Source organism: Polymorphospora sp. NPDC051019, assembly GCF_040683055.1.
Taxonomy (GTDB): Bacteria; Actinomycetota; Actinomycetes; order Mycobacteriales; family Micromonosporaceae; genus Polymorphospora; species Polymorphospora lycopeni.
Genome location: NZ_JBFBCH010000018.1, coordinates 38,491 through 63,146, shown reverse-complemented (window position 1 = coordinate 63,146; position 24,656 = coordinate 38,491). Strand labels below are relative to the sequence as shown.

Annotated in this window: 24 protein-coding genes; 12 read left to right on the top strand and 12 right to left on the bottom strand. The window is 72.7% G+C overall.

The window, feature by feature from the left end; translation table 11 throughout:
• Window positions 1-18 precede the first annotated feature (18 nt).
• Window positions 19-2,910 carry a DEAD/DEAH box helicase gene (locus AB0M79_RS26825; protein WP_364218543.1) on the top strand — a complete coding sequence of 964 codons (2,892 nt, stop codon included), beginning with the start codon at window positions 19-21 and terminating at the stop codon, window positions 2,908-2,910.
• 238 nt (window positions 2,911-3,148) lie between these two features.
• The gene (locus tag AB0M79_RS26820; RefSeq protein WP_364218541.1) at window positions 3,149-3,937 is read left to right on the top strand and encodes an MHYT domain-containing protein; all 789 of its coding nucleotides are present in this window, start codon (window positions 3,149-3,151) and stop codon (window positions 3,935-3,937) included.
• Window positions 3,938-4,050: 113 nt separating this feature from the next.
• Here AB0M79_RS26820 and AB0M79_RS26815 read toward each other — a convergent pair whose 3' ends face one another.
• The gene (locus tag AB0M79_RS26815) at window positions 4,051-4,968 is read right to left on the bottom strand and encodes a 5'-3' exonuclease (RefSeq protein WP_364218539.1); all 918 of its coding nucleotides are present in this window, start codon (window positions 4,966-4,968) and stop codon (window positions 4,051-4,053) included.
• 96 nt (window positions 4,969-5,064) lie between these two features.
• Window positions 5,065-6,042: an aldo/keto reductase gene (locus tag AB0M79_RS26810; RefSeq protein ID WP_364218714.1), complete on the bottom strand. Its 978-nt coding sequence runs from the start codon at window positions 6,040-6,042 to the stop codon at window positions 5,065-5,067.
• 191 nt (window positions 6,043-6,233) lie between these two features.
• Between AB0M79_RS26810 and AB0M79_RS26805 the strand changes: the two genes are divergently transcribed.
• The 3 genes from AB0M79_RS26805 (at window position 6,234) to AB0M79_RS26795 (ending at window position 8,140) form a co-directional block, all read left to right on the top strand.
• On the top strand, window positions 6,234-7,379 hold the full coding sequence (locus tag AB0M79_RS26805) for an acyl-CoA dehydrogenase family protein (protein ID WP_364218537.1): 1,146 nt from the start codon (window positions 6,234-6,236) through the stop codon (window positions 7,377-7,379).
• A 141-nt stretch (window positions 7,380-7,520) separates the two neighbouring features.
• Complete coding sequence (locus AB0M79_RS26800) at window positions 7,521-7,919, top strand: hypothetical protein (protein ID WP_364218535.1); 399 nt, start codon at window positions 7,521-7,523, stop codon at window positions 7,917-7,919.
• A complete protein-coding gene (locus AB0M79_RS26795; RefSeq protein WP_364218712.1) occupies window positions 7,919-8,140 on the top strand; it encodes a helix-turn-helix transcriptional regulator in 222 nt (73 codons plus the stop codon). The genes AB0M79_RS26800 and AB0M79_RS26795 overlap by 1 nt, the downstream gene beginning before the upstream one ends.
• A gap of 112 nt (window positions 8,141-8,252) precedes the next feature.
• On the opposite strand, the gene AB0M79_RS26790 is transcribed toward AB0M79_RS26795, so the two are convergent.
• The 5 genes from AB0M79_RS26790 to AB0M79_RS26770 form a co-directional block, all read right to left on the bottom strand.
• A complete protein-coding gene (locus AB0M79_RS26790) occupies window positions 8,253-9,377 on the bottom strand; it encodes an ABC transporter ATP-binding protein (protein ID WP_364218533.1) in 1,125 nt (374 codons plus the stop codon).
• A gap of 41 nt (window positions 9,378-9,418) precedes the next feature.
• Window positions 9,419-10,267: a carbohydrate ABC transporter permease gene (locus tag AB0M79_RS26785; RefSeq protein WP_364218531.1), complete on the bottom strand. Its 849-nt coding sequence runs from the start codon at window positions 10,265-10,267 to the stop codon at window positions 9,419-9,421.
• Complete coding sequence (locus AB0M79_RS26780; RefSeq protein WP_364218529.1) at window positions 10,264-11,232, bottom strand: sugar ABC transporter permease; 969 nt, start codon at window positions 11,230-11,232, stop codon at window positions 10,264-10,266. Before AB0M79_RS26780 ends, AB0M79_RS26785 begins: the two co-directional genes overlap by 4 nt.
• Complete coding sequence (locus AB0M79_RS26775) at window positions 11,217-12,569, bottom strand: ABC transporter substrate-binding protein (RefSeq protein WP_364218527.1); 1,353 nt, start codon at window positions 12,567-12,569, stop codon at window positions 11,217-11,219. The genes AB0M79_RS26780 and AB0M79_RS26775 overlap by 16 nt, the downstream gene beginning before the upstream one ends.
• 398 nt (window positions 12,570-12,967) lie before the next feature.
• Window positions 12,968-14,635 carry a DEAD/DEAH box helicase gene (locus AB0M79_RS26770; protein ID WP_357541527.1) on the bottom strand — a complete coding sequence of 556 codons (1,668 nt, stop codon included), beginning with the start codon at window positions 14,633-14,635 and terminating at the stop codon, window positions 12,968-12,970.
• Window positions 14,636-14,816: 181 nt separating this feature from the next.
• Here AB0M79_RS26770 and AB0M79_RS26765 point away from each other — a divergent pair, with 181 nt between their 5' ends.
• Window positions 14,817-15,083 (top strand): hypothetical protein, encoded by a 267-nt coding sequence (locus AB0M79_RS26765; protein WP_364218525.1) that lies wholly within the window; start codon window positions 14,817-14,819, stop codon window positions 15,081-15,083.
• Window positions 15,080-15,397 carry a type II toxin-antitoxin system PemK/MazF family toxin gene (locus AB0M79_RS26760; RefSeq protein ID WP_357541531.1) on the top strand — a complete coding sequence of 106 codons (318 nt, stop codon included), beginning with the start codon at window positions 15,080-15,082 and terminating at the stop codon, window positions 15,395-15,397. Before AB0M79_RS26765 ends, AB0M79_RS26760 begins: the two co-directional genes overlap by 4 nt.
• 107 nt (window positions 15,398-15,504) lie before the next feature.
• Here the strand turns inward: AB0M79_RS26760 and AB0M79_RS26755 are convergent, their stop codons facing one another.
• Window positions 15,505-15,879, bottom strand: a complete 375-nt coding sequence (locus AB0M79_RS26755) for a hypothetical protein (protein WP_364218522.1) — start codon at window positions 15,877-15,879, stop codon at window positions 15,505-15,507.
• Between the two features lie 146 nt (window positions 15,880-16,025).
• Here AB0M79_RS26755 and AB0M79_RS26750 point away from each other — a divergent pair, with 146 nt between their 5' ends.
• Window positions 16,026-17,903: a transketolase gene (locus AB0M79_RS26750; RefSeq protein WP_364218520.1), complete on the top strand. Its 1,878-nt coding sequence runs from the start codon at window positions 16,026-16,028 to the stop codon at window positions 17,901-17,903.
• Window positions 17,904-17,964: 61 nt separating this feature from the next.
• Here AB0M79_RS26750 and AB0M79_RS26745 read toward each other — a convergent pair whose 3' ends face one another.
• Window positions 17,965-18,195: a nucleoside monophosphate kinase gene (locus AB0M79_RS26745; protein ID WP_364218518.1), complete on the bottom strand. Its 231-nt coding sequence runs from the start codon at window positions 18,193-18,195 to the stop codon at window positions 17,965-17,967.
• A gap of 404 nt (window positions 18,196-18,599) precedes the next feature.
• Here AB0M79_RS26745 and AB0M79_RS26740 point away from each other — a divergent pair, with 404 nt between their 5' ends.
• Entirely contained in the window at window positions 18,600-19,883 is a 1,284-nt protein-coding gene (locus AB0M79_RS26740) for a multidrug effflux MFS transporter (RefSeq protein ID WP_364218516.1), read from the top strand.
• Window positions 19,884-20,085: 202 nt separating this feature from the next.
• Here the strand turns inward: AB0M79_RS26740 and AB0M79_RS26735 are convergent, their stop codons facing one another.
• Window positions 20,086-20,226, bottom strand: coding sequence for a hypothetical protein (locus AB0M79_RS26735; RefSeq protein ID WP_357541541.1), 141 nt, complete (start codon window positions 20,224-20,226; stop codon window positions 20,086-20,088).
• Between the two features lie 328 nt (window positions 20,227-20,554).
• On the opposite strand from AB0M79_RS26735, the gene AB0M79_RS26730 reads away from it, so the two are divergent.
• Window positions 20,555-21,028 carry an anthrone oxygenase family protein gene (locus AB0M79_RS26730; protein WP_364218513.1) on the top strand — a complete coding sequence of 158 codons (474 nt, stop codon included), beginning with the start codon at window positions 20,555-20,557 and terminating at the stop codon, window positions 21,026-21,028.
• A gap of 15 nt (window positions 21,029-21,043) precedes the next feature.
• Here the strand turns inward: AB0M79_RS26730 and AB0M79_RS26725 are convergent, their stop codons facing one another.
• Both AB0M79_RS26725 and AB0M79_RS26720 read right to left on the bottom strand, forming a co-directional pair.
• A complete protein-coding gene (locus AB0M79_RS26725; RefSeq protein ID WP_364218511.1) occupies window positions 21,044-21,796 on the bottom strand; it encodes a hypothetical protein in 753 nt (250 codons plus the stop codon).
• A gap of 34 nt (window positions 21,797-21,830) precedes the next feature.
• A complete protein-coding gene (locus tag AB0M79_RS26720; RefSeq protein WP_364218509.1) occupies window positions 21,831-22,787 on the bottom strand; it encodes a YafY family protein in 957 nt (318 codons plus the stop codon).
• A 74-nt stretch (window positions 22,788-22,861) separates the two neighbouring features.
• Here AB0M79_RS26720 and AB0M79_RS26715 point away from each other — a divergent pair, with 74 nt between their 5' ends.
• Window positions 22,862-23,890, top strand: coding sequence for an ATP-binding cassette domain-containing protein (locus AB0M79_RS26715; protein WP_364218710.1), 1,029 nt, complete (start codon window positions 22,862-22,864; stop codon window positions 23,888-23,890).
• The gene (locus AB0M79_RS26710) at window positions 23,887-24,645 is read left to right on the top strand and encodes an ABC transporter permease (protein ID WP_364218507.1); all 759 of its coding nucleotides are present in this window, start codon (window positions 23,887-23,889) and stop codon (window positions 24,643-24,645) included. The genes AB0M79_RS26715 and AB0M79_RS26710 overlap by 4 nt, the downstream gene beginning before the upstream one ends.
• The last annotated feature ends 11 nt before the right edge of the window (window positions 24,646-24,656 follow it).

Below are 24,656 nucleotides of genomic sequence, written 5' to 3'. Positions count from 1 at the left end.
CGCACTAATCTTGGTGGTATGTCGAGCCCAGCCGAGCGGTATGCCGCGGCGCGCCGCCGGGCCGCACAGGCCCGCGCATATCCGGCCCTGGACGAGTTCGTTCCGGAACTCGGCTTCGACCTGGACGAGTTCCAGCGTGAGGCGTGCGAGGCGCTGGAGCGCGGCAGCGGCGTGCTGGTGTGCGCGCCGACCGGCGCCGGAAAGACCGTGGTCGGCGAGTTCGCGGTGCACCTGGCGCTGCGGGCCGGCACTGCGCGGCCGTCGGCCGTCGGCCCGGCCGGGCCGGTCGTGCCGCCGTCGGCGGTCGGGAATCTGACCGCCGGAGAGGGCGCCTCGGGCGCCGCGCCCGCCGGGCAGGCCCCACCGGGGCGGTCGGTGCCGCGCAAGTGCTTCTACACCACGCCGATCAAGGCGCTGTCGAACCAGAAGTACCACGACCTGGTCGACCGGTACGGTGCCGAGCGGGTCGGCCTGCTGACCGGCGACAACGCGATCAACGGCGACGCGCCGGTGGTGGTGATGACCACCGAGGTGCTGCGCAACATGCTCTACGCCGGCTCCAGCACGCTGGAGGGGCTGGCCTACGTGGTCATGGACGAGGTGCACTACCTCGCCGACCGGTTCCGGGGCGCGGTCTGGGAAGAGGTGATCATCCACCTGCCGGACTCGGTGACGCTGGTGTCGCTGTCGGCCACCGTCTCCAACGCCGAGGAGTTCGCCGACTGGCTGGTCACCGTACGCGGTGAGACCGAGGTCGTGGTCAGCGAGCACCGGCCGGTCCCGCTGTGGCAGCACATGCTGGTCGGGCGCCGGATGTTCGACCTGTTCCACGACGCCGACGCGGCCCGCAAGCACGACGTGCACCCGGAACTGCTGCGCTACAGCCGGGAGCAGATGCGCCGGCTGGAACTGGGCGACGGGCGTACCCACGGCCCCGGCTGGGGCCGCTCCGGGGGGCGCGGGCCGCGCTGGCGTGGCCCGCTGCGTTCCGAGGTCGTCGAGCGGCTCGACCGCGAGGGGCTGCTGCCGGCCATCCTGTTCATCTTCAGCCGGGCCGGCTGCGACGCCGCCGTGCAGCAGTGCCTGGCCGCCGGGCTGCGGCTGACCAGCCCCGACGAGCGGGCCGAGATCCGCCAGGTGGTCGAGGAGAAGATCACCGCCATCCCCGGCGAGGACCTGTCGGTGCTCGGCTACTGGGAGTGGCTCGACGGGCTGGAGCGCGGACTGGCCGCCCACCACGCCGGGATGCTGCCGGCGTTCAAGGAGGTCGTCGAGGAGCTGTTCGTCCGGGGGCTGGTCAAGGCGGTCTTCGCCACCGAGACGCTGGCCCTGGGCATCAACATGCCGGCCCGGTGCGTGGTGCTGGAACGGCTGGTCAAGTTCAACGGCGAGGCGCACGTCGAGCTGACGCCGGGGGAGTACACCCAGCTCACCGGGCGGGCCGGCCGGCGCGGCATCGACGTCGAGGGGCACGCCGTCGTCGTCTGGTCGCCGGAGGTCGACCCCCGGCACGTCGCGGGGCTGGCGTCGACGCGTACGTATCCGCTGCGGTCCAGCTTCCGGCCGTCGTACAACATGGCGGTGAACCTGGTCGGCTCGGTCGGCGCGGCGCCGGCCCGGACGCTGCTGGAGTCGTCGTTCGCGCAGTTCCAGGCCGACCGCTCGGTGGTCGGCCTGGCCCGGCAGGTGCAGCGCAACGTCGAGACGATGGAGGCGTACGGCGTCGAGACGCAGTGCGAGCACGGCGACTTCGACGAGTACTTCGCGCTGCGGGTGGCGATCGGCGACCGGGAACGGGCCCTGGCCCGGCAGGGGCAGACGCAGCGTAAGGCGGCGGCGGTCGCGTCGCTGGAGCGGTTGCGGGTCGGCGACGTGATCCGGATCCCGTCGGGGCGGCGGGCCGGGCTGGCCGTCGTGCTCGAACCGGGCACCGGTGGTTTCGGCGAGCCCCGGCCGCTGGTCCTGACGCAGGACCGGTGGGCCGGACGGGTCACCGTCGGCGACTTCACCGCCCCGGCCGAGGTGCTGACCCGGCTGCGGGTGCCCAAGCACTTCAACCACCGGTCGCCGGCCGCCCGCCGGGACCTGGCGGCGGCGATCAGCGGTACCGGCCTGGACCGGCACGCCGGACGGCGTGGCGGGCGGTCGCGGGCCAGCGGCGAGGACCACCAGCTCACCCAGTTGCGGGCGCAGTTGCGGCGGCACCCGTGCCACGCCTGCGAGGAGCGCGAGGAGCACGCCCGGTGGGCGGAGCGGCGCCGGCGGCTGGAACGCGACACCGACGAGCTGCGGCAGCGGGTGGCCGGCCGGACCGGCTCGCTGGCGCGTACGTTCGACCGGGTGGTCGGCATGCTGACCGCGCGCGGCTACCTGACCGCCGAGGGGGAGATGACCGACGCCGGCCGGATGCTGGCCCGGATCTGGACCGAGGCGGATCTGCTGGTCGCCGAGTGCCTGCGGCGCGGGGTGTGGGACGGGCTCGACCCGGCCGAGCTGGCCGCCGCGGTGTCGGTCGTGGTCTACGAGTCCCGCCGTGACTCCGACGAGCGGGCGTCGCTGCCCCGCGGGGCGGTCACCGACGCGGTCGACGCGACCCTGAAGATGTGGGCCGAACTGGAGGCCGACGAGGCGGCCCGGGGCCTGGAGGCGACCCGAGACCCGGATCTGGGGTTCGCGTGGCCCATCTACCGGTGGGCCCGGGGTGAGGCGCTGGCGAAGGTGCTGGCCAGCGGCACCAACCTGGACGGCGAGATGCCGGCCGGCGACTTCGTCCGGTGGGCGCGTCAGGTCGTCGATCTGCTCGGCCAGCTGTCGACGGCCGGCGGTGCCTCGGCCCGGGTGCGGGCCACGGCCAGGCAGTCCATTACGGCGATCAACCGCGGCATTCTCGGCTATCTGCCGACTGCCTGAACACCTCTCACATCACGCGGAGTAGCCGCCTCGGCCTCGGCCGGGGCGGCATGCCGGCTCCACCGTCCGGGGTGAAAACCGCCCTGTCGTCTCATTGTGAGGACCGCTCGTATTCCGGATTATCCCTTCTGAACTGCGGATAGTCCCGTCCGTGGGACCAAGGGGGCGAGTGGTGGGGGAAATAGATCATTTCGGGTACGGGTGGGTGACACCCGTTCTCAGCTATGTACTGTCGGTGATGGGAGCGATGCTCGGGCTGGTCTGCACGGTCCGGCTGCGGGACGCGCCCACAACCGGCCGCCGGACCTGGTGGCTGGTCCTGGCCGCCTGGGGGATCGGCGGTACGTCCATCTGGACGATGCACTTCATGGCGATGCTGGGCTTCCGGGTCTCCGGCACCCAGATCCGCTACGACATCGGGCTGACCGTGGCGAGCGCGGTCCTCGCGATCGTCTTCGTCGCGATCGGCCTGTTCATCGTCGGACTCGGCCGTCCCACGGCCGTCAAGATCGTGACCGGAGGTGTGCTGACCGGGCTGGGGGTGGCCGCGATGCACTACACCGGGATGGCGGCGATGCGGCTCAACGGCCGCATCGAATACGACCCGCTCCTCGTCGGGGTCTCGGTCGGGATCGCGATCGCCGCGGCCACGGTGGCGCTGTGGATGGCCGTACGGGTCCGCCGGCCGGCGGTGATCGTGGTGTCCGCGCTGGTCATGGGCCTGGCGGTGAACGGGATGCACTTCACCGGAATGTTCTCGATGTCGGCCCACCTGCACGGCACGCCCAGCCGGCTGGGCGGGGTGACCGCCGCGACGCTGATCGTGCCGATCGTCTTCGCCGTGATCGTGGTGGCCGTCGGGCTGGCGTACGCGCTGGTCGCCGCGTCGACCGACGAGGACCGGGCCGGCCTGGCCTTTCTCGAGGCGCAGATCGCCGACCGCGAAACGGCGGCCGCACCGGCGCCGACACCGGCGAGGACGGGGCTGCGGGTCACCGACGCCGGCCGCTTCAACCGCCCGCGCTGACCCCGGCGGCCGGCGCGGTACTCCCGGGCCGGCCGCCGTACGGTGCGGCCCCACCGACCGCCACCGGGCCGGCCGGCCATCGGCCCGAGACCGGGTGACCGGCCCGGTGGCGGTCAGCGTTCGGCGATCGCGTCGACCAGGCGCCGGCACGGGCCGGCGAGGTTCCACCGCTGCGCCGTCGCCAGCAGCCGGTCCGGGTCGACCGGCCCGCGAGGCAGGTCGGTGACCAGGTCCGGCAACGGCACGTCGAGGGCCACCCGGACCACCTTCGGTGCCACCGCCAGGTAGTCACGGGCGGCGAGCAGCTTGCCGCGCAGCCCCGGCGCGAAACCCGACGCCGGGTCGTCCAGCGCGGCGAGGATGCCGTCCAGGTCGCCGTACCGCTCGACCAGGCGGGCGGCGGTCTTCTCGCCGACGCCGGCCACCCCCGGCAGGCCGTCGCTCGGGTCGCCGCGCAGCGCGGCGAAGTCGGCGTACCCGGCCGCCGGCACGCCGTACCTGGCGCGTACGGCCGCGTCGTCGAGATCCTCCAGCTTCGCCACGCCCCGGCCGCAGTAGAGCACCCGTACGCCCCGGGCGTCGTCGACGAGCTGGATCATGTCGCGGTCGCCGGAGGCCACCTCGACCGGCCCCGGCTGGCCGGTGGCGAGCGTGCCGAGCACGTCGTCGGCCTCGTAGCCGTCGGCGCCGACGGCGGGGATGCCGATCGCCGCCAGGATGTCGAGGATCAGCGGCACCTGGGGGACCAGGGTGTCGGGGACGACCTCGCCACCGGCCGGCGCCACCCGGTGCGCCTTGTACGTCGGCAGCAGCGCCACCCGCCACGCCGGCCGCCAGTCGTGGTCGAGCGCGCACACCACCCGGTCAGGTCGCCGGGTGCGGATCAGGGTCGCCAGCATGTCCAGGAAGCCCCGGACGGCGTTGACCGGGGTGCCGTCGGCGGCCTTGGCGGCGGATTCGGGGATGCCGAAGTAGGCGCGGAAGTACAGGCTCGGCGAGTCGACCAGCAGCAGGGGGCGGGCGTCGTTCACCCGGACAGCCTGGCACAGCCGGCCCGGCCGGTCCCGCCCCGACCCGCCGCCGGCCCGCACCCCGACCCGCGACGGCGACCGGTGGCCGGCGGTGCCTCAGTGGCCGAGGACCGGGTGCGGCACGTACGGTGCCTCCAACTCCGCGCACTCCTCGTCGGTCAGGTCCACGCCGACGGCCGCCACCGCGTCGTCGATCTGGCCCGGCTTGGTCACCCCGACGATCGGCGCGGTGACCGCCGGCCGGCGCAGCAGCCAGGCCAGCGCGACCTGTGCCGGCGGCAGCCCGCGCCGGGCGGCGACCGCGGTCAGCGCGTCGACGACGGCGAAGTCGGCCTCGGCGTACAGGGCGTCGGCGAGGGTGTCGCTGCGGGCCCGGGTGGTGTGCCGGGCACCGCCCCGGGCCCGGGTGCCGGCCAGCACGCCGCGCGCCAGCGGGCTCCACGGGATGACCCCGACGCCCTGGTCGAGGCAGAGCGGCAGCATCTCCCGCTCCTCCTCCCGGTAGACCAGGTTGTAGTGCGGCTGCATCGACACGAACGGGGTCCAGCCGTGCTCGCGGGCGACCTGCTGGGCCTTGGCGAACTGCCAGGCGTACATGCTCGACGCGCCCAGGTAGCGGGCCTTGCCGGCGCGTACGACGTCGTGCAGCGCCGACATCGTCTCCTCGATCGGGGTGTCGGGGTCCCAGCGGTGGATCTGGTAGAGGTCGACGTGGTCGGTGCCGAGCCGGCGTAGCGAGTCGTCGATCGAGGCCATGATGTGCTTGCGGGACAGGCCGCGGTCGTTGGGGCCGTCACCCATCGGGTGGTAGACCTTGGTCGCCAGGACGTAGTCCTCGCGGCGGGCGAACAGGGCCCGCAGCAGCCGGCCGGTGACCTCCTCGCTCGCGCCGAGCGAGTACATGTCGGCGGTGTCGAAGAACGTCACGCCCAGCTCGACCGCCCGGCGGACCAGGGGCAGCGCGGCGTCGTACTCCAGTACCCAGTCCCGCCACGCGGACGATCCGTAGCTCATCATGCCGAGGCAGATTCGGGACACCTTCAGGCCGGTCCCGCCGAGCCGTACATAATCCATACCCACCCGGCAGAGCCTATGCGGCGGCCGGTCGGGGTCCGGGCCGGTCCCGGTGCCGGGTGGTCGTCACCAGGCCGGTATGTGACGTACCTCCCCAGCTACCCGAACGAGCGTTAAGCTTGCGGGAAGTCGGCGCCGTCCACACCCTGGACGCCGCCGGAAGCCCGACACCCCACGGAGCCTGCCGCACCATGACAGTCGACCGGATTCTGCCCACCCCCGAGGCGTACGACCTGATCGAACTCGCCACCGAACTCGCCGACCGCGAACTCGCCGGCCGCGCCGACGACTTCGAGAACCGGGGCGAGTTCCCCCGCGAGGTCCTGCGCACCCTGGGCCGCTCCGGGCTGCTCGGCCTGCCCTACCCCGAGGAGTACGGCGGCGCCGGCCAGCCGTACGAGGTCTACCTCCAGGTGCTGGAGGTGCTCGCCAGCCGCTGGGTGACGGTCGCCGAGGCGATCAGCGTGCACACCCTGTCCTGCTACCCGGTCGCCGCGTACGGCAGTGAGGAACTGCGCAAGTCGCTGCTGCCCGACATGCTCGGCGGGGAACTGCTCGGCGCGTACTGCCTGTCGGAGCCGCAGGGTGGGTCGGACGCCGCCGCGCTGACCACCCGCGCCAAGCGCGACGGAGACGACTGGGTCGTCGACGGCACCAAGGCGTGGATCACCCACGCCCACTCCGCCGACTTCTACAACATCTTCTGCCGCACCGGCGGCCCCGGCGCCGCCGGCATCTCCTGCCTGCTCGCCGACCGGGGCACCGCCGGTATCGAGCCGCTGGCGGCCGAGCGCACGATGGGCATGCGCGGCTCGCCGGTCGCGCAGATCGCCTTCGACGGCGTCCGGGTGCCCGGTGACCGGCTGGTCGGTGCCGAGGGCGGCGGCTTCACCATCGCGATGACCGCGCTGGACTCCGGGCGCCTCGGCATCGCCGCCTGCGCCGTCGGGCTGGCCCAGTCGGCCCTGGACTTCGCCACCTCGTACGCCAAGGAGCGGACCCAGTTCGGCAAGCCGATCATCGACTTCCAGGGGCTGGGCTTCATGCTCGCCGACATGGCGACCCAGGTGTCGGCGGCCCGCGCGCTGACCCTGGCCGCCGCCCGGCTGCGCGACGCCGGCCGGCCGTACTCGATCGAGGCGGCCAAGGCCAAGCTCTTCGCCACCGACATGGCGATGCGGGTCACCACCGACGCGGTCCAGGTCCTCGGCGGCTACGGCTACGTCGCCGACTACCCGGTCGAGCGCTACATGCGCGAGGCCAAGGTGCTGCAGATCGTCGAGGGCACCAACCAGATCCAGCGGGTCGTCATCTCCCGCGCCCTCGCCCGGGCCTGACCGGCCGGCACGGCGGCGGGGGCACGCCGGGTGCTCCCGCCGCCGCGTTCCACAGGCATACCTCGGGCCGGGTGTCATGACGTCGCCGTCAAGTGATAAGTGCGCTTGTCATATAGTCAAGCTGGCTGTACTTTCTCGGGTATGACGAGTCTGAGCGTGCGTGAGCGGGTCGCGGTGGTCGCCGGGACGGTGATGTTCTTCGCTGGCGCGGTGGTGGCGGGCGTGTTGCACGCGCTCGACGCGCTGCCGCCGTGGGCGGGATGGGCGCTGGTGGTCGCCGCGAACCTCGGTCTGGTGCTGCTGGTCGCGGCGACGGTGAAGGCGCTGCTGCGTGGTGACACCGAGGGCGTGGAACGTCAGGATGCCACGCGGGCGTCGATGGTCACGGTGCTGGTGATCGTGGTCGCCGGGTTCGGGTATGCGCTACTGGAGGCGTTCGTCGGGGCTCCGCGGGTGACAGCCGCGGTGCCGGCTGCGGCCGCCGCCCTGGTGTGGACCATCGCGTTCGCGTGGGGCCGGCTGGCCGGTGAGGAGGAGTGATCACGAACCGGCTTCCGGTGTTGCGCGCGGAGCGCCGCTGGAGTCAGGCCGAGCTGGCGGACCGGATCAACGTGTCGCGTCAGACGGTCGTATCACTGGAGAACGGCCGGTACGAGCCCACGTTGAAGATCGCGATGCGCTTGTCGGCGGTGTTCGGCGTTTCCATCGAGGCGATTTTCACCCCTGACCCACAGGACCTCGGGCTCGTCCGGGTCGAGTAGCGAGGTTCGCGCGGCGAGATGACGCCGTCTGTCTGACCTCCGGACCGGCACGGCCGCCGTGCTCCGGCGGGCGTGTCCGGTCGTGTCCGGCCGGGCTCCGAACCCGGAAAGGTCAGCCGGCGTCGCGGGGCGCCGGGACGGTCGCCGCGCCGGCCGGACGCAGCGCCGCGCCGGTCGCCGGGTCGTAGAAGTGCATCCGGTTCGGGTCGACGGCCAGCCAGACGGTGTCGCCGGCACCGACCCGCTGCGTCGGCGGGGTCTGCACCTTCACCTGCCGGCCGGCGAGGTCGACGGTGAGCAGGACCGCCGCACCGGTCGGCTCGACCACCTCCACCCGCGCCGCCACCCGGTCCGCCGCCGCCCCGCCCGCGACCGCCACGTTCTCGGCGCGTACGCCGACGGTGACCTCGGTGCCGGCGTGCCCGCGCAGCGTGTCCGGACCGGGCAGGCGCTGGTCGCCGAGGACCAGTTCGACCCGGTCGCCGTCGTGGTCGACGCGGGCCGGCAGGAAGTTCATCGGCGGCGCGCCGAGGAAGCCGCCGACGAACTCGTCGGCGGGCGCGTCGTAGACCTCCAGCGGCGGCCCGATCTGCGCGATCCGGCCGTCGCGCATGACGGCGACCCGGTCGCCGAGCGACAGCGCCTCGGCCTGGTCGTGGGTGACGTAGACGGTGGTGGTGCCGAGTTTGGCGACGATCCGCTTCAGTTCGGTGCGGAACTGCATGCGCAGCAGGGCGTCGAGGTTGGACAGCGGCTCGTCCATCAGCAGTACGCCGGTGTCGACGACGATGGCGCGGGCCACCGCGACCCGCTGCCGCTGCCCGCCGGACAGTTGCGCCGGGTAGCGGTCGAGGTAGTCGGTCAGGTGCAGCATCTCGGCGGCCTCGGCGACCCGCCGCTCCACCTCGGCCTTCGGGGTCTTGCGCATGGTCAGCCCGAAGGCGATGTTCTGCCGCACCCGCATGTGCGGGAAGACCGCGTACGACTGGAAGACCATCGACAGGTCGCGCTGGCGGGCGGGCAGGTCGGTGACGTCGCGCCCGCCGATGTGCACCGAGCCGGCGTCCGGGTTCTCCAGGCCGGCGATCATACGGAGCAGGGTGGTCTTGCCGCAGCCGCTCGGGCCGACCAGGACCAGGAACTCGCCGTCGCCGACGCGCAGGCTGATGTCGTCGGTCGCCCGGTTCTTCGTACCGGGGTAGGTCTTGACCAGGTTGGTCATCACGATCTCGGCCAACGCCCGTCCTCTCTAGCCTCGGCGCGGCGCCCGCGCGCCGGTCACCGGATGGTGGTGCCCCACATGTTCAGCAGGTAGCGCCGCATGAAGGCGATGAAGATCAGCGCCGGTACGACGAGCGCGAACCCGCCCGCGAACCGGAACGCCAGCGGCGAGTCGGGCAGGGTGGACAGCACCTGGGCCGGCAGCGTGCGCCGGTTGAGGGTGAGGATCGCCGCGCCGAGCACCTCGTTCCAGCTCGTGACGAAGGTGAAGATGGCGGCGGCGGCGATGCCGGGCAGCGCCTGGGGGAGGACGACGCGGGTGAAGGCCCGGGCCGGGGTGGCGCCGAAGACCATCGCCGCCTCCTCGTGTTCGGCCGGTACGGCCACGAAGATCGCCGAGGTGATCAGCACGGTGGTCGGCAGCGCCAGCGCGGTGTGCAGCAGGGCGACCCCGTACGTCGTGTCGTACAGGCCGGTGCCGAGGAAGACCCGGGCCAGCGGTACGGACAGCACCACGATCGGCAGCGCCCGGGTGAGCAGCAGGAACAGCTGGTACGGCTCCCGGCCGCGGAACGCGTAGCGGGCGACGGCGTATCCGGCGGGTACGCCGAGCGCCAGGGACAGGGCGAGGCTGATCACCCCGACCTCCATCGAGTTGACGAAGGCGCCGGTGACCCCGGTCGAGGTCAGGAACACCCGCATCGTCTCGAACGACGGGTCGGTGGGCAGCAGCGCGAGCGGGAACTCGTTGAGCGCCTCGCGGCTGGACAGGGCGGCCAGCGCCACGAGGTAGATCGGCACGCCCATGAAGAGGGTGATGGCGATGCAGGCGGCCTGCACGAGCACGGTGTCGCGACGGGCCCGCCGCCGCCGGGCGGTCACCGCCGTCCTGCCGGTGCCGGTCATCGCCGCCCCTGGATGCTCGGGTCGCGCAGCACGCGCAGGTACACCATCGCGGTGCCGATCGACACGGCGAGGATGACCAGCGCGATCGCCGCGGCGACGCGCTCGTTCTGCAGCACGACGTACCACTGGTAGGTCTCGCCGACCAGAAGCGGGAAGTTGCGGCCGGTGAGGGCCTGGGCGACGGCGAACGTCTGCAGGCCGAGGATGGTCCGCAGGATCAGCGCGACCTGGAGGCTGGGCCGCAGCTGGGGCAGGATGACGTGCCACAGCCGCTGCCAGTAGCCGGCGCCGAACACGGCGGCGGCCTCGTCGTAGTCGCGGGGGATGTTCTGCAGCCCGGCGACGACGATGACCAGCACCAGCGAGGTGGCCCGCCACAGTTCGGCGAGCAGGACCGCGACGAACATCGTGGTCGGGTTCTGGTAGGACAGCCAGGCGAAGCCGTCGCCGAGGCCGAGGTGGGCCAGCACCGAGTTGAGGTAGCCCCGGTCGGTGAGGATCGACAGCCAGATCAGGCCGGCGGCCAGGTCGCTGACCGCCAGCGGCACGCACCAGACGTAGAAGTAGAACGACGACAGCCGGGGCCGGCTGCGCAGCAGCAGCGCCATGGCCAGCGCGAACGCGAACTGCAGCGGGATCAGCACGACGATGAGCAGCGCGGTGTTGCGTACGGCCGGCCAGAAGTACGGGTCGTCGACCATCCGGCGCAGGTGGGCCAGGGTGGCGCCGTCGGTGCCGGTGAACGCCTGGCTGACGCCGACGACCACCGGCCACAGGAACAGCGCGGCCAGGAAGACCACCGACGGGGCGATGAGCAGCACCGGCACCGGGAGCCGGGGCCGACGCCGGGCGGCCCGGGCCGGGCGGTCCGGCCCGGCGGGCTTACGGTCGGGTGGTCGGGGCACCGTCGCCGGTGCGGCGCCCCCGGCGGCGCCGCCCGGGTCGCCGGTCACGCCACCCGGCACGTCTGCTCCGCGCCGACCGGGTCGGGCCGCCAGCACGGCACCTTGACCTCGTCGAGGATCGTGTTGAGCTGGGTCGCCTGCGCGTCGAGCACCTGCTGCACGCCCCGCCCGTCGAGGCAGATCTCCTTGAAGGTGTTGAGGAAGATCTGCGACACCTCGCCGTCGCGGGCGCCGATCCCGACCGGGGGCAGCGCGACGATGGTGCCCTCGGCGTCCTGCTGGCGGCGTACGGCCTCGGCCTCGAGGGCGACCGCGGGCGGCAGGTCGGCGGCGGGCGGCGCCTCGACGACCGGGAAGAAGGCGTTGCGGCGCAGCACCTCGGTCTGGACGTCGGGGGTGGTCAGCGCCTCGATGACCGACTTGGCGAGGTCCATCTCGGGTGCTCCGCGCGGGATTCCGAGGCCGGCGACGATCAGCATGTAGCCCAGGCCCTTCGGGCCGCGCGGCGCGGGCGCCATCACCCAGTCGTCGGGGCTCGCCGCCGGGGCGTTGACCAGCCGGGCCACGTGGTCCCAGGCGACCAGGACCTCGCCGCGGGCGAGCGGCTCCTGCATGTACTCGAAGTTCGTCGAGGCCGGTGCGGTCACCGACCACAGTTCCTTCATGTACTGCCAGGCGGTCACCGCGTCCGGGTTGCGGAAGGTGGTGATCTGTCCGCCGGTGAAGCTCGGCAGCAGGTAGCCCTGGTAGAAGCGGTGGGAAAGGCCCTTGGGGCCGCAGGGCAGGCCGAGTACCGGCTTGCCGCCGTTGCCCCGTCGCGCGTCGCGCATCCAGGTCAGGAACTGGTCGTACGTCAGGTTCTGCACGTCGGCGCCGGCCGGCAGCCACTCCAGCGCCCGCTTGTGTACGGCGAGCACGTACGACGCCTGCATCCACGGGATGTACATGGTGCCGGCGCCGCCGATCCGGCCGAGTTCGGCGATCTCCTCCGGGAACCGCCGGTCGGCGAGCTTGTTGGCCAGGTCGTCGAGGTTTTCCAGCCGCTGGGCGTGCGGGGCGAGGTTGCCGTGTACGCCGCCGACGAGGCTGATCTGCATGTTGCCGCTGTCGGCCTGGGTGGTCAGGGTCGAGGCGAAGACGCCGGGGTTGACCGGGTTGAACGCCACCGGGGCAGCCTTGACCCGTTCGCTGAGGATCGTCTCGAACCGCTGGCGTTCCTCGACCGGGGTGAATTCGGTGGACAGGAAGTTGACCGCGCCCTCGCCGCCGTCGGCGCCGCTGGTGGAGGCGCCGCCGCAGGCGGTCAGCAGCGGCGCGGCACCGGCGGCGAGGCCGAGTCCGAGCAGGGTACGTCGGGCGAGTCGGGCGTCGGCGAACGATCCAGGTAGAGCTGCCATCGTGCCTCCCCGTATGGGTGGCCGGCGTCGGCGCGGGTCACGCCGGGGCCGACCAGAAACGGTCGGGTTCCCTTGGTGTCACAAGTGGACATATTTGTTGGCCTATGTGTCAAGCGGAGGAAACATTTCCTCGCCGTGTCGACTGTCGGGTTACCGTCAGTAGGCGCGCGGGTACGGGTGCACACTGGCTTGTGACGACGGTCACATGATCGCTGTCGGTGCCGCACCCGTCGGGTGAACCACTTGCCACGGCCCGCCCGGCCGGGTCACCACCGGCTTCCGGCACCGCCGGAAACCGGACCGACCGGATCCCAACCGACCGCAGGCGGGCGAGGGGGCCACACCTTCGGCGGTCGGGTCCGGTTCGGCGACACCACGAGGCGGTCCGCCGCCGCCCGTCAGTGACCGGCGTCGGCGCGCTCCCGCCGTATCGTGACCTTCTTGCCCTTGACGGTCGTGCCGCGCAGCGCCGCGATCACGTCCCGCGCCGCCGACTCCGGCACCTCGACCAGCGAGAACCGGTCGGCGATCTCGATCGCGCCGATCTCGCGGCCGGACAGCCGCGACTCCCCGGCGATCGCACCTACCAGGTCCTGCGGCCGGATGCCCGCGCTGCGCCCGGCACTGACGAACAACCGGGTCATGCCCTCGGCGGGAGCCCGCCCCCGCCGGTCCTCCCGGCCACCGGGTCGGGACCGACCCCGACCCGCCGGCCGGGCCTGGACCGCGACCTCCGGAATCTCCTCCTCGTCGGCCGCCGCACCGCTGGCCTCGTGCGCCAGCTTCACCGCCGCGAGCGCCACGTCCATCACGTCGAACTCGTCGGTCAGCGACTCCACGACGACCCGGAACCGGGTCAGGTCGTCCTCCAGGATGCTCTCGTGCAGCGCCGCCCGGGTCAGCTCCAACCGCCGGGCCCGCAGGTCCGCGGTCGTCGGCACCTTCTCCATCGCGATCCGCTGCCGGGTCACCCGTTCGATGGTCCGCAGCATCCCGTGCTCGCGCGGCTCCGCCAGGGTGATCGCCACCCCCTCACGACCGGCCCGACCCACCCGGCCGATCCGGTGCACGTACGACTCCGGCGCCGACGGGACGTCGTAGTTGACCACATGGGTGAGCTGCTCGATGTCCAGGCCGCGGGCCGCGACGTCGGTGGCGACCAGCAGGTCGGCGGTGCCGTTGCGCAGCCGGGTCATCACCCGGTCGCGCTGTTCCTGGCTCATCCCGCCGTGCAGGGCCTCGGCCCGGTAGCCGCGCCCGTTGAGCGTCTCGGTCAGCTCGTCGACCTCGTCCCGCCGCCGGCAGAACACGATCGCCGCGGTCGGCGCCTCGACGTCGAGGACCCGGCCCAGCGCGGCCGGCTTGTGGGCCCGCGCCACCAGGTAGGCCGCCTGCCGCACGCGCGGCGTCTCCCCGGCCGGCGCCGGCTCGCGCCCGATCTGGATACGGACCTCGTCCCGCAGATGGCTGCGGGCCAGCGCGTCGATCCGTGGCGGCATGGTGGCCGAGAAGAGCACCGTCTGCCGCCGCTCCGGCACCTCCTGCAGGATCGCCTCGATGTCCTCGGCGAATCCCATGTCGAGCATCTCGTCGGCCTCGTCGAGCACCACCGTCCGGATGTCGGACAGGTCGAGCGTGCCGCGCCCGATGTGGTCCAGCGCCCGCCCCGGCGTGGCGACGACCACGTCCACCCCGCGTTCGAGGGCCCGCAACTGCCGTACGATCGGCTGCCCGCCGTAGATCGGCAGCACCCGCGCACCCAGCTCGCGGCCGTAGCGGTGCACCGCCTCGCAGACCTGGATGGCCAGCTCCCGGGTCGGCACCAGGACCAGCGCGTCCGGGTTGGGGCCACCGCCCTCGGCCCGCATCCGGTGCAGCAGCGGCAGCGCGAACGCCGCCGTCTTGCCGGTGCCGGTCGCCGCCTGACCCAGCAGGTCACGGCCGTCGACCAGCGGCGGGATCGCCTCCCGCTGGATCGGGGTGGGTTCCTCGTAACCGAGACCGGAGATCGCGCGCAACAGTTCCGGCCGCAGTCCCAGTTCGGCGAAGCCGGTCGCGTCGTCCATGTGTTCCCTTCCCCATTTTTGCTTTGTGGCGCGGCCACCGCACCACCGGCGGCGCCCTCCACATCCTCCCCTGCCGGCCGGCCCGCCGCTGCGGCACCCGTCGACCGCCGCCGTCGACGCCACCGCGCGTCGGCCCGGAGACCGTACCGTGCCTGGTACCACCGGGCGTACCATCGCTGGTATGGCAGAGAAGGTCACGCTCAGCCTCAACGCCGATACCCTGGCCCGCGCCCGAGTCGCCGCCCGGCACGCCGGGCTCAGCCTGTCCGCCTGGATGGACCGGGCGGCCCGGCGGGAGGCACTACGCGACGCCGCCCGCCGGCAGGACGACTGGATGGCCGCCAACCCCGGCATCCGCGAGGAACTCGACGGATTCGACCGGCTCGCCGACCGGATCGAGGCCGACCGGACCGGATCCGGCTGGACCGACCTGTCCGAGGCGGCGTGAACCGCGGCGAGATCTGGACGATCGGCAGCGGTCGCGGAGATATGCGGTACCGGGTCGTCGTACTGTCCGGAGACGCGCACAACGACCGGCCGAGCGCGGCGCCGTACTGCGCGCCGATCGTCCGCCAGCGCGGCGCGACCGAACTTCCCCCGTTCGTGGTGCCGCTCGCCGAGAGCGACCCGCTGTCCGGGGTCGTCGTCGTCAACCGCATGCGCCGGATGCCGATCGTCGCCGGCGCCGAACGGCTCGGCATGGTGACCGGCGCGAGCATGGTCCGGCTGGGCGAGGCGATGCGCGACCTGTTCGAGCTGTGAGCGGCGCACCCCGTCGGTGACAGCGCGGGGGAGCGGCGCGGGCCGGTCGTCGTGGTGGCGCCGGGATCAGCGGGCCGGCCCGCGCGGGCGCGCCCGGCGCGGCCGGATCACGGCGGGGGCGGCGTGGGCGCGGTGATCGTGCTGATGCACAGTCCCACCGGAACCCTGCTGACGGCTGTTCCGTGGCTGGTCCCGAACAATCCGGAGTAGGACAGGGTCCAGGGCGTCTGCGTGTAGCGGACGGTGAGGTTGAGAACGGTGCGCGCCGGGATCGCCAGGCTGATCTGCTCGCTGAGGGAGACGGTCTGCTCGTTGGTGTAGCTGATCTCGGATTCGACCACCCCCACGCCGCCGCTGATCGAGGCGCTGATCGTCACCTTCGAGGTCGTGGTCGTCGTCGTCCGGGTGTACTGGACCGGAGCCTGGGTGCTGTTGGCGTACGACGACACGTCGGCGCTGCTCGCCGCTGCCGAGGTCCGCAATTGATCGACGGTCGCGAGTTTATCGGTGGGCGGTCCGCCGCCACCAGACAGCCGTGTCGGGTAGTGGCGGCCCCGCCTTCCGGGTTTGTCGGCCGGCGCGGTGGGGAGTCCCGGTACTCGGCGACCGCCGGCGGTTGGAGGCGTGCATGACCACCGAAACGACCCGGATCCTGCCCGACAGCGAACTCGTCGCCCTGCGCGACCTCGCCGCCCAGCTCAGGGTCGACTCGATCCGCAGCAGCGGTGCGGCCGGCTCCGGCCACCCGACGTCCAGCCTGTCGGCGGCCGACCTGCTCGCCGTCCTGCTCGCCCGGCACCTCCGCTACGACTGGTCCGCCCCGAAGGCCCCCACCAACGATCACCTGATCTTCTCCAAGGGGCACGCCTCCCCGCTGCTGTACTCCGTCTTCAAAGCCGCCGGCGTGATCAGCGACGACGAACTCGTCGGGACGTACCGCAAGTTCGGGTCGCGGCTGCAGGGCCATCCGACCCCGGCACTGCCGTGGGTCGACGTCGCCACCGGCTCGCTGGGCCAGGGCCTGCCGGCCGGCGTCGGCATCGCGCTCGCCGGCCTGCGCCTCGACAAGCTGCCGTACCACGTCTGGGTGCTCTGCGGCGACAGCGAGACCGCCGAGGGCTCGATCTGGGAGGCGCTCGACAAGGCCGGCCACTACGGGCTGCGCAACCTGACCGCGATCGTCGACGTCAACCGGTACGGCCAGCGGGGGACCACCGAACTCGAATGGGACCTCGACACCTACCGCCGGCGCGCCGAGGCGTTCGGCTGCCGTGCGATGGTCGTCGACGGTCACGACCTGAACTCGATCGACGACGCCCTGCGCACCGCCCGTACGGCCACCGGCCCGACCGTGCTACTCGCCCGCACGATCAAGGGCCGGGGCGTACCCGACGTCGAGGACAAGCCCGGCTGGCACGGCAAGGCCCTCCCGGCCGACATCGCCGACCGCGCCGTCACCGCCCTCGGCGGCGTACGCTCGATCACCGTCGCCGCGCCGATGCCGGCCCCCGGCCAGCCCGCCGTGACCACCCCCGCCCGCGGCCCCGCCCCCGACCTGCCCCGCTACGAGCGCGGCGCCAAGGTTGCCACCCGCAAGGCGTACGGGGAGGCGCTACTGGCACTGGCCGCCCGCCCCGACGTCGTCGTCCTCGACGGCGAGGTCAGCGACTCCACCCGCACCGAGGCGTTCGCCGACGCCTTCCCGGACCGGTTCTTCGAGATCTACATCGCCGAGCAGCAACTGGTCGGCGCCGCCGTCGGCCTGCAGGTACGCGGCTACCGGCCGTTCGCCGCCACCTTCGCCGCGTTCCTGTCCCGGGCGTACGACTTCATCCGGATGGCCGGCATCTCCGGCGCCGAGATCAAGCTCGCCGGCTCCCACGCCGGCGTCGAGATCGGCGCCGACGGCCCGTCGCAGATGGCGCTGGAGGACATCGCCGCGCTGCGGGCCGTGTACGGCTCGACCGTGCTCTACCCCAGCGACGCGGTCTCCTGCGCGGCGCTCGTCGCGCAGACCGTGGACCTGCCCGGCGTCAGCTACGTGCGCACCACCCGCGGCTCCTACCCGGTCCTGTACGACAACGGCGACACCTTCCCGATCGGCGGCAGCAAGCAGCTGCGCGGCGGCCCCGGCGACCAGGTCGCGCTCATCGGTGCCGGCGTCACCGTGCACAACTGCCTGGCCGCCGCCGACCGGCTGGCCGCCGACGGCATCGCCGCCCGCGTCATCGACCTCTACTCCGTCAAGCCCATCGACCGGGACGCCCTGGTCGAGGCGGTACGGATCACCGGCGGCCGGCTCGTCGTGGTCGAGGACCACTACCCGCAGGGCGGCATCGGCGCCGCCATCCTGGAGGCGCTCGCCGACCTCGGCGAGCCGATCCGGATGAGTCACCTCGCGGTCCGCGGCCTGCCCACCTCGGGCACGACGGCCCAGCTCATGGACGCCGCCGGCATCGGCGTCGACGCAGTGACGGGAGCCGCCCGTACCCTCGCCGCCCGCTGATCCCGCGCCCGGCGCCCGTCGGGCCCGGGAGGGAACGGCGGGACCGGGCGGGCGAAACCGATCAGGCGAGCACCCTGGCCGCGATCTCCGTCGGGGCCAGCCCCAACCGTTTCGGTACGAGACGGCCGGTCCTCATCAGGCGCATGGCCTCGACCGCAGCGGGGGTGTTCGCCCGGACCCCGCTCTGAAAGGTGTCTCTGGCGGTGATCGTCGGGACACCCATATCCGCGGCGAGGACTTCGGCGACAGTTTCCCGGCCGGAGCCGGGTGGCCCGAGGATGATCAGGCGCATCGAAGCAGCCTAGCTGTCCGCGTCCCGTGCGTCCGCGCCCTCGCGATCGAGGAGAAGTCGTGCCGGAATGTCCTGACGGGGGCTCGGGTCCCAGGATTGCCCGGGGCACGTTCCATCGAGGGCACGTACTGCTGTCCGCCCCCACAGCGAAAACGGCGTATCGACAGCGAATTTGCTGTTGCCCGCGACAGCGGCACCGGCAATTGCCGGTCCGTCGAGCGTCGACCCGCTCCGCCGGCCACCTTGCCAGCCGGCACCGCCGCCCGGACGGGCGGCTGCCGTCCGTCGTCGGGATGTGAGCCGGCCCACCGTTGCGCCGGGCGGGAATGATCCACCGGGAGCCGGTCTTGGTGGACGGTGGGACGTGTTCCCACCCATTGCCGCCACCCGGACGGAAGACAGCCATGACCTCGGTCGACAGCCGTGAATCGGCGCCCCCCGCACCGGCGATGCCGGGCGACCTGATGACGCCGTGGCAGCGGGTGAAGACGGTGCTGGTGCTCGGCTCGCTGATCGCGGTGGGCCCGCTCACCATCGACATGTACCTGCCGGCGCTGCCCGCGATCACCGAAGACCTGCTCACCAACGCCGCCGCGGTCCAGCTCACCCTCACCGGCACGCTCGCCGGTGTCGCACTCGGCCAGTTGCTCATCGGCCCGCTCTCCGACGCCGTCGGCCGCCGCCGCCCGCTGCTCGCCGGCGCGGTCGTGCACGTACTCGCGTCCCTGCTCTGCGCGGTTGCGCCGAACGTCGCGGTCCTCGGCGCGCTGCGGGTGGTCCAGGGGTTGGCCGTGTCGGCCGCCGCCGTCGTCGCCATGGCCGTCGTACGGGACCTGTTCAGCGGCCTGGGGGTGGCCCGGGTGCTGTCCCGCCTGATGCTCGTCATGGGGGTCGCCCCGGTCCTCGCCCCGACCCTCGGCGGCGAGGTGCTGCGGTGGACCGACTGGCGGGGCGTGTTCGTCGCCCTGGCCGGCATCAGCGTCATCCTGCTCGCGGTGACCGCGTTCGGGCTGCCGGAGACGCTGCCGCCCGAGCGTCGCCGCCGTGGCGGGATCGCCGGCACCGCCCGGGCGTACCGCTCGTTGCTGCGCGACCGGGTCTTCGTCGGCCTGGTCCTGGTCACCGGCCTGGCGATGGCGGCCGTGTTCGCGTACGTCTCCGGGTCGTCGTTCGTCTTCCAGGAGCAGTACGGGATGAGCGAACAGGGCTTCGCCGTCGTCTTCGGCCTCGGCGCGATCGGGCTGGTCGCCGCCAGCCAGGTCAACGTGGTGCTGCTGCGCTACTTCCGGCCGGCACGGATCCTGGCCGCCTCCGTGGTGGCCGGGGCGCTGTGCGCCCTGTTCCTGCTGCTGTTCGCGGTCACCGGATTCGGTGGCCTGCCCGCCATCCTGGTGCCGCTGTGGGGTGTGCTGGCCACCGTCGCGCTGATCAACCCCAACGCGGCGGCCCTGGCGATGAGCCGGCACGGCGAGGCGGCCGGCACCGCCGCCGCGCTGCTCGGTTCCGCCCAGTTCGGTGTCGGTGCGGTCGCCGCGCCCATGGTCGGCGCGATCGGCACCGGTGGCGGCGCCATGGCGGCCGTGGTCGCCGCCAGCATGGTGCTGGCGCTGGCCGCCCTGCTGCTGATCGTCCGCCCCGCCCGCCTGGTCACCGAAGTCCCGGCCGTGGCACCGGTGGCCGCCCACTGACCGACCCGGCGGCGCTTGCCGACGGCCGCGCGACCGGCGCACCGAGCGCGGCGGTGACCGACGCCGCGAGCCGACCGAGCGCCGCCGCACAGTCTGGAGCCCGAGGACATGCGGCGAAGCCGTCATGCCCGCAGGGCGAAGACGGTGCACTTAGGCGGCGCGAAGCGGAGCGAGCCGCCCGAGCGAAGCGAGGGCCAGAAATTCAGCGCCGCTTGAAGCGGCTGGCGAGGTTGCGCAGCTTCTGCTGGTTTTCCGGCTTGGAGAGCTGCTGCTGGGCCTGGGAGGTCAGCTTCCGCCCCTGCGGGCTGGACAGGAACGTGCGGATCTTCTGGACGATCGACATCTGCTGCTCCGGTGGTCAGGTGGCCGGTCGTTAGGTGGCCATCCGTCGCAATGATGACAGTCGAAGCTGGCAGTTTGCTGCGAGTACGCGTCGCCTCACGCTCGGCCGCACCCCGGCGGGCACTCGGCCGTGCGGGACGGTGCCAGCATCACCGGCGACGGTGTGACGTGGCGGGCACGCCTGGCCCTTCCGCAATGAACGGTGTCCCGGTGTGACGGAGTTGATCTGGGCGGAAACCACCGAACGGGCGGCGGATAGGGTGGCTGGCGCCCAGATCAACGACGACAGCTTGCGGTGACACCGGCCGGGCCGGAACGGGGGAGAGGCGATGGGGGCACTGGGTACGGCCGTACTCGTGGCGGCGACCGGCACGGCCGGCCTGCTCGGCGGGCTGTTCTACGCGTACGCCTGCTCGGTCATGCCGGGGCTGCGCCGCACCGACGACCGCACCTTCGTCGAGGCCATGCGGAACATCAACGTGGCGATCCTAAACGGCTGGTTCGCGCTCAGCTTCGGCGGCGCGCCGCTGCTGGCGATCGTCGCCGTCGTCCTGTTCTGGGGCACCGGCGGGCCGACCCTGTGGTGGATCGTGGCGGCGGTCGCCTGCCACGCGGTGACGCTCGGGGTCACCGGTGCGGTCAACGTGCCGCTGAACAACCAGCTCGACGCGGTCGGCGAGCCGGCCGATCCCGGCCCGGTCCGGGCCGCGTTCGAGGCGCGGTGGGTCCGCTGGAACCTGGTGCGTACGGTCGCGTCGGTCGCCGCCTTCGGCTGCCTGCTCGGCGCGCTCCTACACGGGTAGCGCGGGCGGCGGGGCTCACCCCGGCGTCAGGAGCCAGTGGCCGTACGGGTTGTAGAAGAAGTCGTCGTCGGCGTACCGGTGGCAGGCGCGTCTGGTCAGGATCCAGCGTGGTGCGTCGGGGGCGAGCCGGAAGCCCTCGCCGCTGCGGATGTCCGGGGTCCTGACCTCGGTCAGCAGGTAGACGGCCAGGCCGTCGATCAACTCGACCCAGTCGTCGAGCCGCTCCGGATCGGCGAGCCCGTCCGCCTCGATCTCGACGTCCGGTTCGCCGAGCAGGTGCATCCCGCAGGTGTACATGCGGTCGTCGTCCGACAGCGGCCGTTTCACCCAGGCGTAGTAGAGGATCTTGGTCAGGTCGGCGAGCGACGGGGCGTCGGCGGCGAGGTCGGCCAGTTCCAGCCAGCGGTCCCGACCGTGGGTCAGGCCGCTGCTCTCGCATTTCACGGCGGTGGCGCCGGCCCGCAGCAGCGCCGCGGTGAGGGCCAGCATCCGGGCCGCGACGTGGAACGACATGTCCTTGTCGCCCATCGGTGGCGACAGGATGTAGGCGACGGAGTCGTGACCGGACACCGCCTGCCGGTCGGCGGCGGTGAAGGTGGCGTTGGTCAGGCAGGACTCGAACGACTGGAGCATCCGGGGGTCGGGCGTCGTCATGGCGAACTCCCGGTCCAGGCTGAAGCCCGGTCCGCCGACCTCGGCGACCAGTTTCTCGACCAGGTCGAGGTCCAGTCCGGTCCCGAGTACGCAGATGACCTGCCGGGGTTTCACCGCATGATTCTCGACGAACACGGCGCAACCGTAGCTAAGCCCTGCCAGCGGCCCCGATGAAGAGCCGACCGATCCGGCCCAGGTGCTCGCGGAACTCGGCCGGTTCGAGCACCTCGAATTCGGCGCCGATCGCGGCGAGCAGCAGCACCGGCCAGTCGAACTCGTCGACGTGCATGGTCAGCACGCAGCCCTCGCCGTCGGCCTCGACCTCGGCCCAGCGGCCGACGACCCGGGCCACGTGGTCGGTGCCGGCCTCGACGCGGATCCGTACCCGGTGGCGGGTCGGGATCGACGACAGGCCGGCGCGGACGAACTCGGCGGCGTCGGCCGCCGGCAGGTCGCGGGGGCGGAACCGGGCGCCGGTGGTCCGGGCCGCCGACAGGCGGTCGACCCGGAACGTACGCCAGTCGTGGCGTTCGACGTCGAACGCGACCAGGTACCAGCGCCGGCCGTACGACACGAGCCGGTGCGGCTCGACGAGCCGGGTGGTCGGGGCGCCGTCGCGGCTGGTGTAGTCGAACGCCAACCGCTCGTCGTCGCGGCACGCCTGCGCGATCAGGGTCAGGGTGGTCGCGTCGACGGTCGGACCACCGCCGGTCAGGGCCGGTTCGGTGTACGTGTGCAGTGCGTCGACCCGGCGCCGCAGCCGGGGTGGCATCACCTGCACCACCTTGGCGAGGGCCCGTACCGAGGTTTCGGCGATGCCGGCGACGGCGCCGCCGGCGGCGGTGCGCAGCCCGACCGCGATGGCGACCGCCTCCTCGTCGTCGAGAAGCAGCGGCGGCAGCGCGGCGCCGGCCTGTAGCTGGTAGCCGCCGGCGACGCCCCGGGCGGCGTCGACGGGATAGCCGAGTTCACGCAGCCGGTCGACGTCGCGGCGCAGGGTGCGTTCGCTGACCGCGAGCCGGCCGGCGAGTTCGCTGCCGGGCCAGTAGCGGTGGGTCTGCAACAGCGACAGCAGTTGCAGCATCCGGGTGCTGGTGTTCGCCATGAATCGAGGTTCCCGCGCATTGAGGTCAGGTTCTGGCCGGAATCGATTCTAGCGTGGTGGACATGACCACGAAGATGATCGAGGCGAAGGGCCTGACCAGGCACTTCACCGTGAGGAAGACGACCGTCGAAGCCGTACGCGGCATCGACCTGACGGTCGGTACCGGCGAACTGGTGGCGCTGCTCGGCCCCAACGGCGCCGGCAAGTCCACCACCCTGCGGATGCTCACCACCCTGATCCCGCCGACGTCCGGCACGGCAAGGGTCGCCGGCCACGACATCACGACCGACCCGCGCGGGGTCCGCCGCCGGATCGGGTACGTCGGCCAGGGCAACGGCGCCGGCCACAGCCAGCGCGGCCGGGACGAGCTGATCAACCAGGGCCGCTGCTACGGGCTGAGCCGGACCGACGCCCGCACCCGTGCCGCCGATCTGATCACCACCCTCGACCTGGCCGGCGTCGCCGACCGGGTCGTCTCGTCGCTGTCCGGCGGCCAGCGCCGCCGGCTGGACATCGCGATGGGGCTGATCCACGCTCCCGAGCTGCTCTTCCTCGACGAGCCGTCGACCGGGCTCGACCCGCAGAACCGGGCCAACCTCCAGGACCACATCCGCAAGCTGCGCGCCGACCACGGCACGACGGTGGTGCTGACGACGCACTACCTCGACGAGGCCGACTCGATGGCCGAACGCGTCATCGTGGTCGACAACGGCCGGGTGATCGCCGACGACACCCCGGCCCGGCTCAAGGCCGACCTGGCCGGGGACCGGGTCACCCTGGTCTGCGCCGACCCGGACGCCGCTCGGCGGGCCGCCGTACGCGCCCGCGAGGTCGCCGCCCGCGCCGGCGGTCCGGCCGGCCGGGCCGCCCTGGCCGGACCGGCGGGTGCCGCGGTCGAGCAGATCGGCGACACGGCGACGGTCCGGGTGCCGGACGGCCCCGGCCTCCTGCCCGGCCTGCTGCGGGCGCTCGCCGACGACGGCGTCGACGTGGTCCGCGCCGACGTCGCCCGGCCCACCCTCGACGACGTATTCCTCAACCTCACCGGCCGCAGCCTGCGTGAAGGCGGCATCGCCGGCACCGAACAGGAGAGCAACCGATGAACGGCAGCCTGGTCACCGACACCGTCACCGTCTTCAGCCGGGAACTGCGCCCGGTGCTGCGCAACCCGTTCTCGGCGATCTTCGGCATGGTCCAGCCGCTCGTTTTCCTCGGCCTGTTCGCCCCGCTGCTGCCGGACGCCGTCGGCGCCGGTCAGGGCTCGGCGTTGCAGTGGTTCGTGCCCGGCATCGTCGTCATGTGCTGCCTGTTCGGCACCTCGATGACCGGCTCCAACCTGCTCTTCGAGATCCAGACCGGCTCGCACGAGCGGATGCTCGTCGCGCCGCTGCGCCGGCCGGCGCTGCTCATCGGCCGGGCCCTGAAGGAGATCGTGCCGGTGCTCGTCCAGGCGCTGATCATTGTCGCGGTGACCGTGCCGTTCGGGTTCGAACTGCACCCGGCCGGCGCGCTGCTCGGCCTGCTGATCCTCGCGCTGTTCTGCGTCGGGCTCGGCGCGCTGTCGTACACGCTGGCGCTGGCGTCGAAGAACCAGGAGTGGTTGTTCTGGACGGTGCAGCAGACGCTGCTGTTTCCGTTGCTGCTGCTGGCCGGGATGCTGCTGCCGGTCGACTCCGGGCCGGGCTGGCTGGCGACGCTGTCCCGGTTCAACCCGCTGACGTACGTGGTGGACGCCGAGCGGGTCCTGTTCGCCGGTGAGATCGCCTCGGTGACGGTGCTGTGGGGCGTGCTCGCGGCGGTCGCGGTCGCCGGGCTCGGGCTGGCCGTCGGCACCCGCGCCATGCGTCGCGCCGTCTGACACTCCCGTCC

Coding starts and splice junctions, on each gene's coding strand:
- AB0M79_RS26825 (WP_364218543.1), top strand. CDS start 19: ATGTCGAGCCCAGCCGAGCGGTATGCCGCGGCGCGCCGCCGGGCCGCA.
- AB0M79_RS26820 (WP_364218541.1), top strand. CDS start 3,149: ATGGGAGCGATGCTCGGGCTGGTCTGCACGGTCCGGCTGCGGGACGCG.
- AB0M79_RS26810 (WP_364218714.1), bottom strand. CDS start 6,042: ATGGATTATGTACGGCTCGGCGGGACCGGCCTGAAGGTGTCCCGAATC.
- AB0M79_RS26805 (WP_364218537.1), top strand. CDS start 6,234: ATGACAGTCGACCGGATTCTGCCCACCCCCGAGGCGTACGACCTGATC.
- AB0M79_RS26800 (WP_364218535.1), top strand. CDS start 7,521: ATGACGAGTCTGAGCGTGCGTGAGCGGGTCGCGGTGGTCGCCGGGACG.
- AB0M79_RS26785 (WP_364218531.1), bottom strand. CDS start 10,267: ATGACCGGCACCGGCAGGACGGCGGTGACCGCCCGGCGGCGGCGGGCC.
- AB0M79_RS26775 (WP_364218527.1), bottom strand. CDS start 12,569: ATGGCAGCTCTACCTGGATCGTTCGCCGACGCCCGACTCGCCCGACGT.
- AB0M79_RS26770 (WP_357541527.1), bottom strand. CDS start 14,635: ATGGACGACGCGACCGGCTTCGCCGAACTGGGACTGCGGCCGGAACTG.
- AB0M79_RS26765 (WP_364218525.1), top strand. CDS start 14,817: ATGGCAGAGAAGGTCACGCTCAGCCTCAACGCCGATACCCTGGCCCGC.
- AB0M79_RS26750 (WP_364218520.1), top strand. CDS start 16,026: ATGACCACCGAAACGACCCGGATCCTGCCCGACAGCGAACTCGTCGCC.
- AB0M79_RS26745 (WP_364218518.1), bottom strand. CDS start 18,195: ATGCGCCTGATCATCCTCGGGCCACCCGGCTCCGGCCGGGAAACTGTC.
- AB0M79_RS26740 (WP_364218516.1), top strand. CDS start 18,600: ATGACCTCGGTCGACAGCCGTGAATCGGCGCCCCCCGCACCGGCGATG.
- AB0M79_RS26735 (WP_357541541.1), bottom strand. CDS start 20,226: ATGTCGATCGTCCAGAAGATCCGCACGTTCCTGTCCAGCCCGCAGGGG.
- AB0M79_RS26730 (WP_364218513.1), top strand. CDS start 20,555: ATGGGGGCACTGGGTACGGCCGTACTCGTGGCGGCGACCGGCACGGCC.
- AB0M79_RS26720 (WP_364218509.1), bottom strand. CDS start 22,787: ATGGCGAACACCAGCACCCGGATGCTGCAACTGCTGTCGCTGTTGCAG.
- AB0M79_RS26715 (WP_364218710.1), top strand. CDS start 22,862: ATGATCGAGGCGAAGGGCCTGACCAGGCACTTCACCGTGAGGAAGACG.
- AB0M79_RS26710 (WP_364218507.1), top strand. CDS start 23,887: ATGAACGGCAGCCTGGTCACCGACACCGTCACCGTCTTCAGCCGGGAA.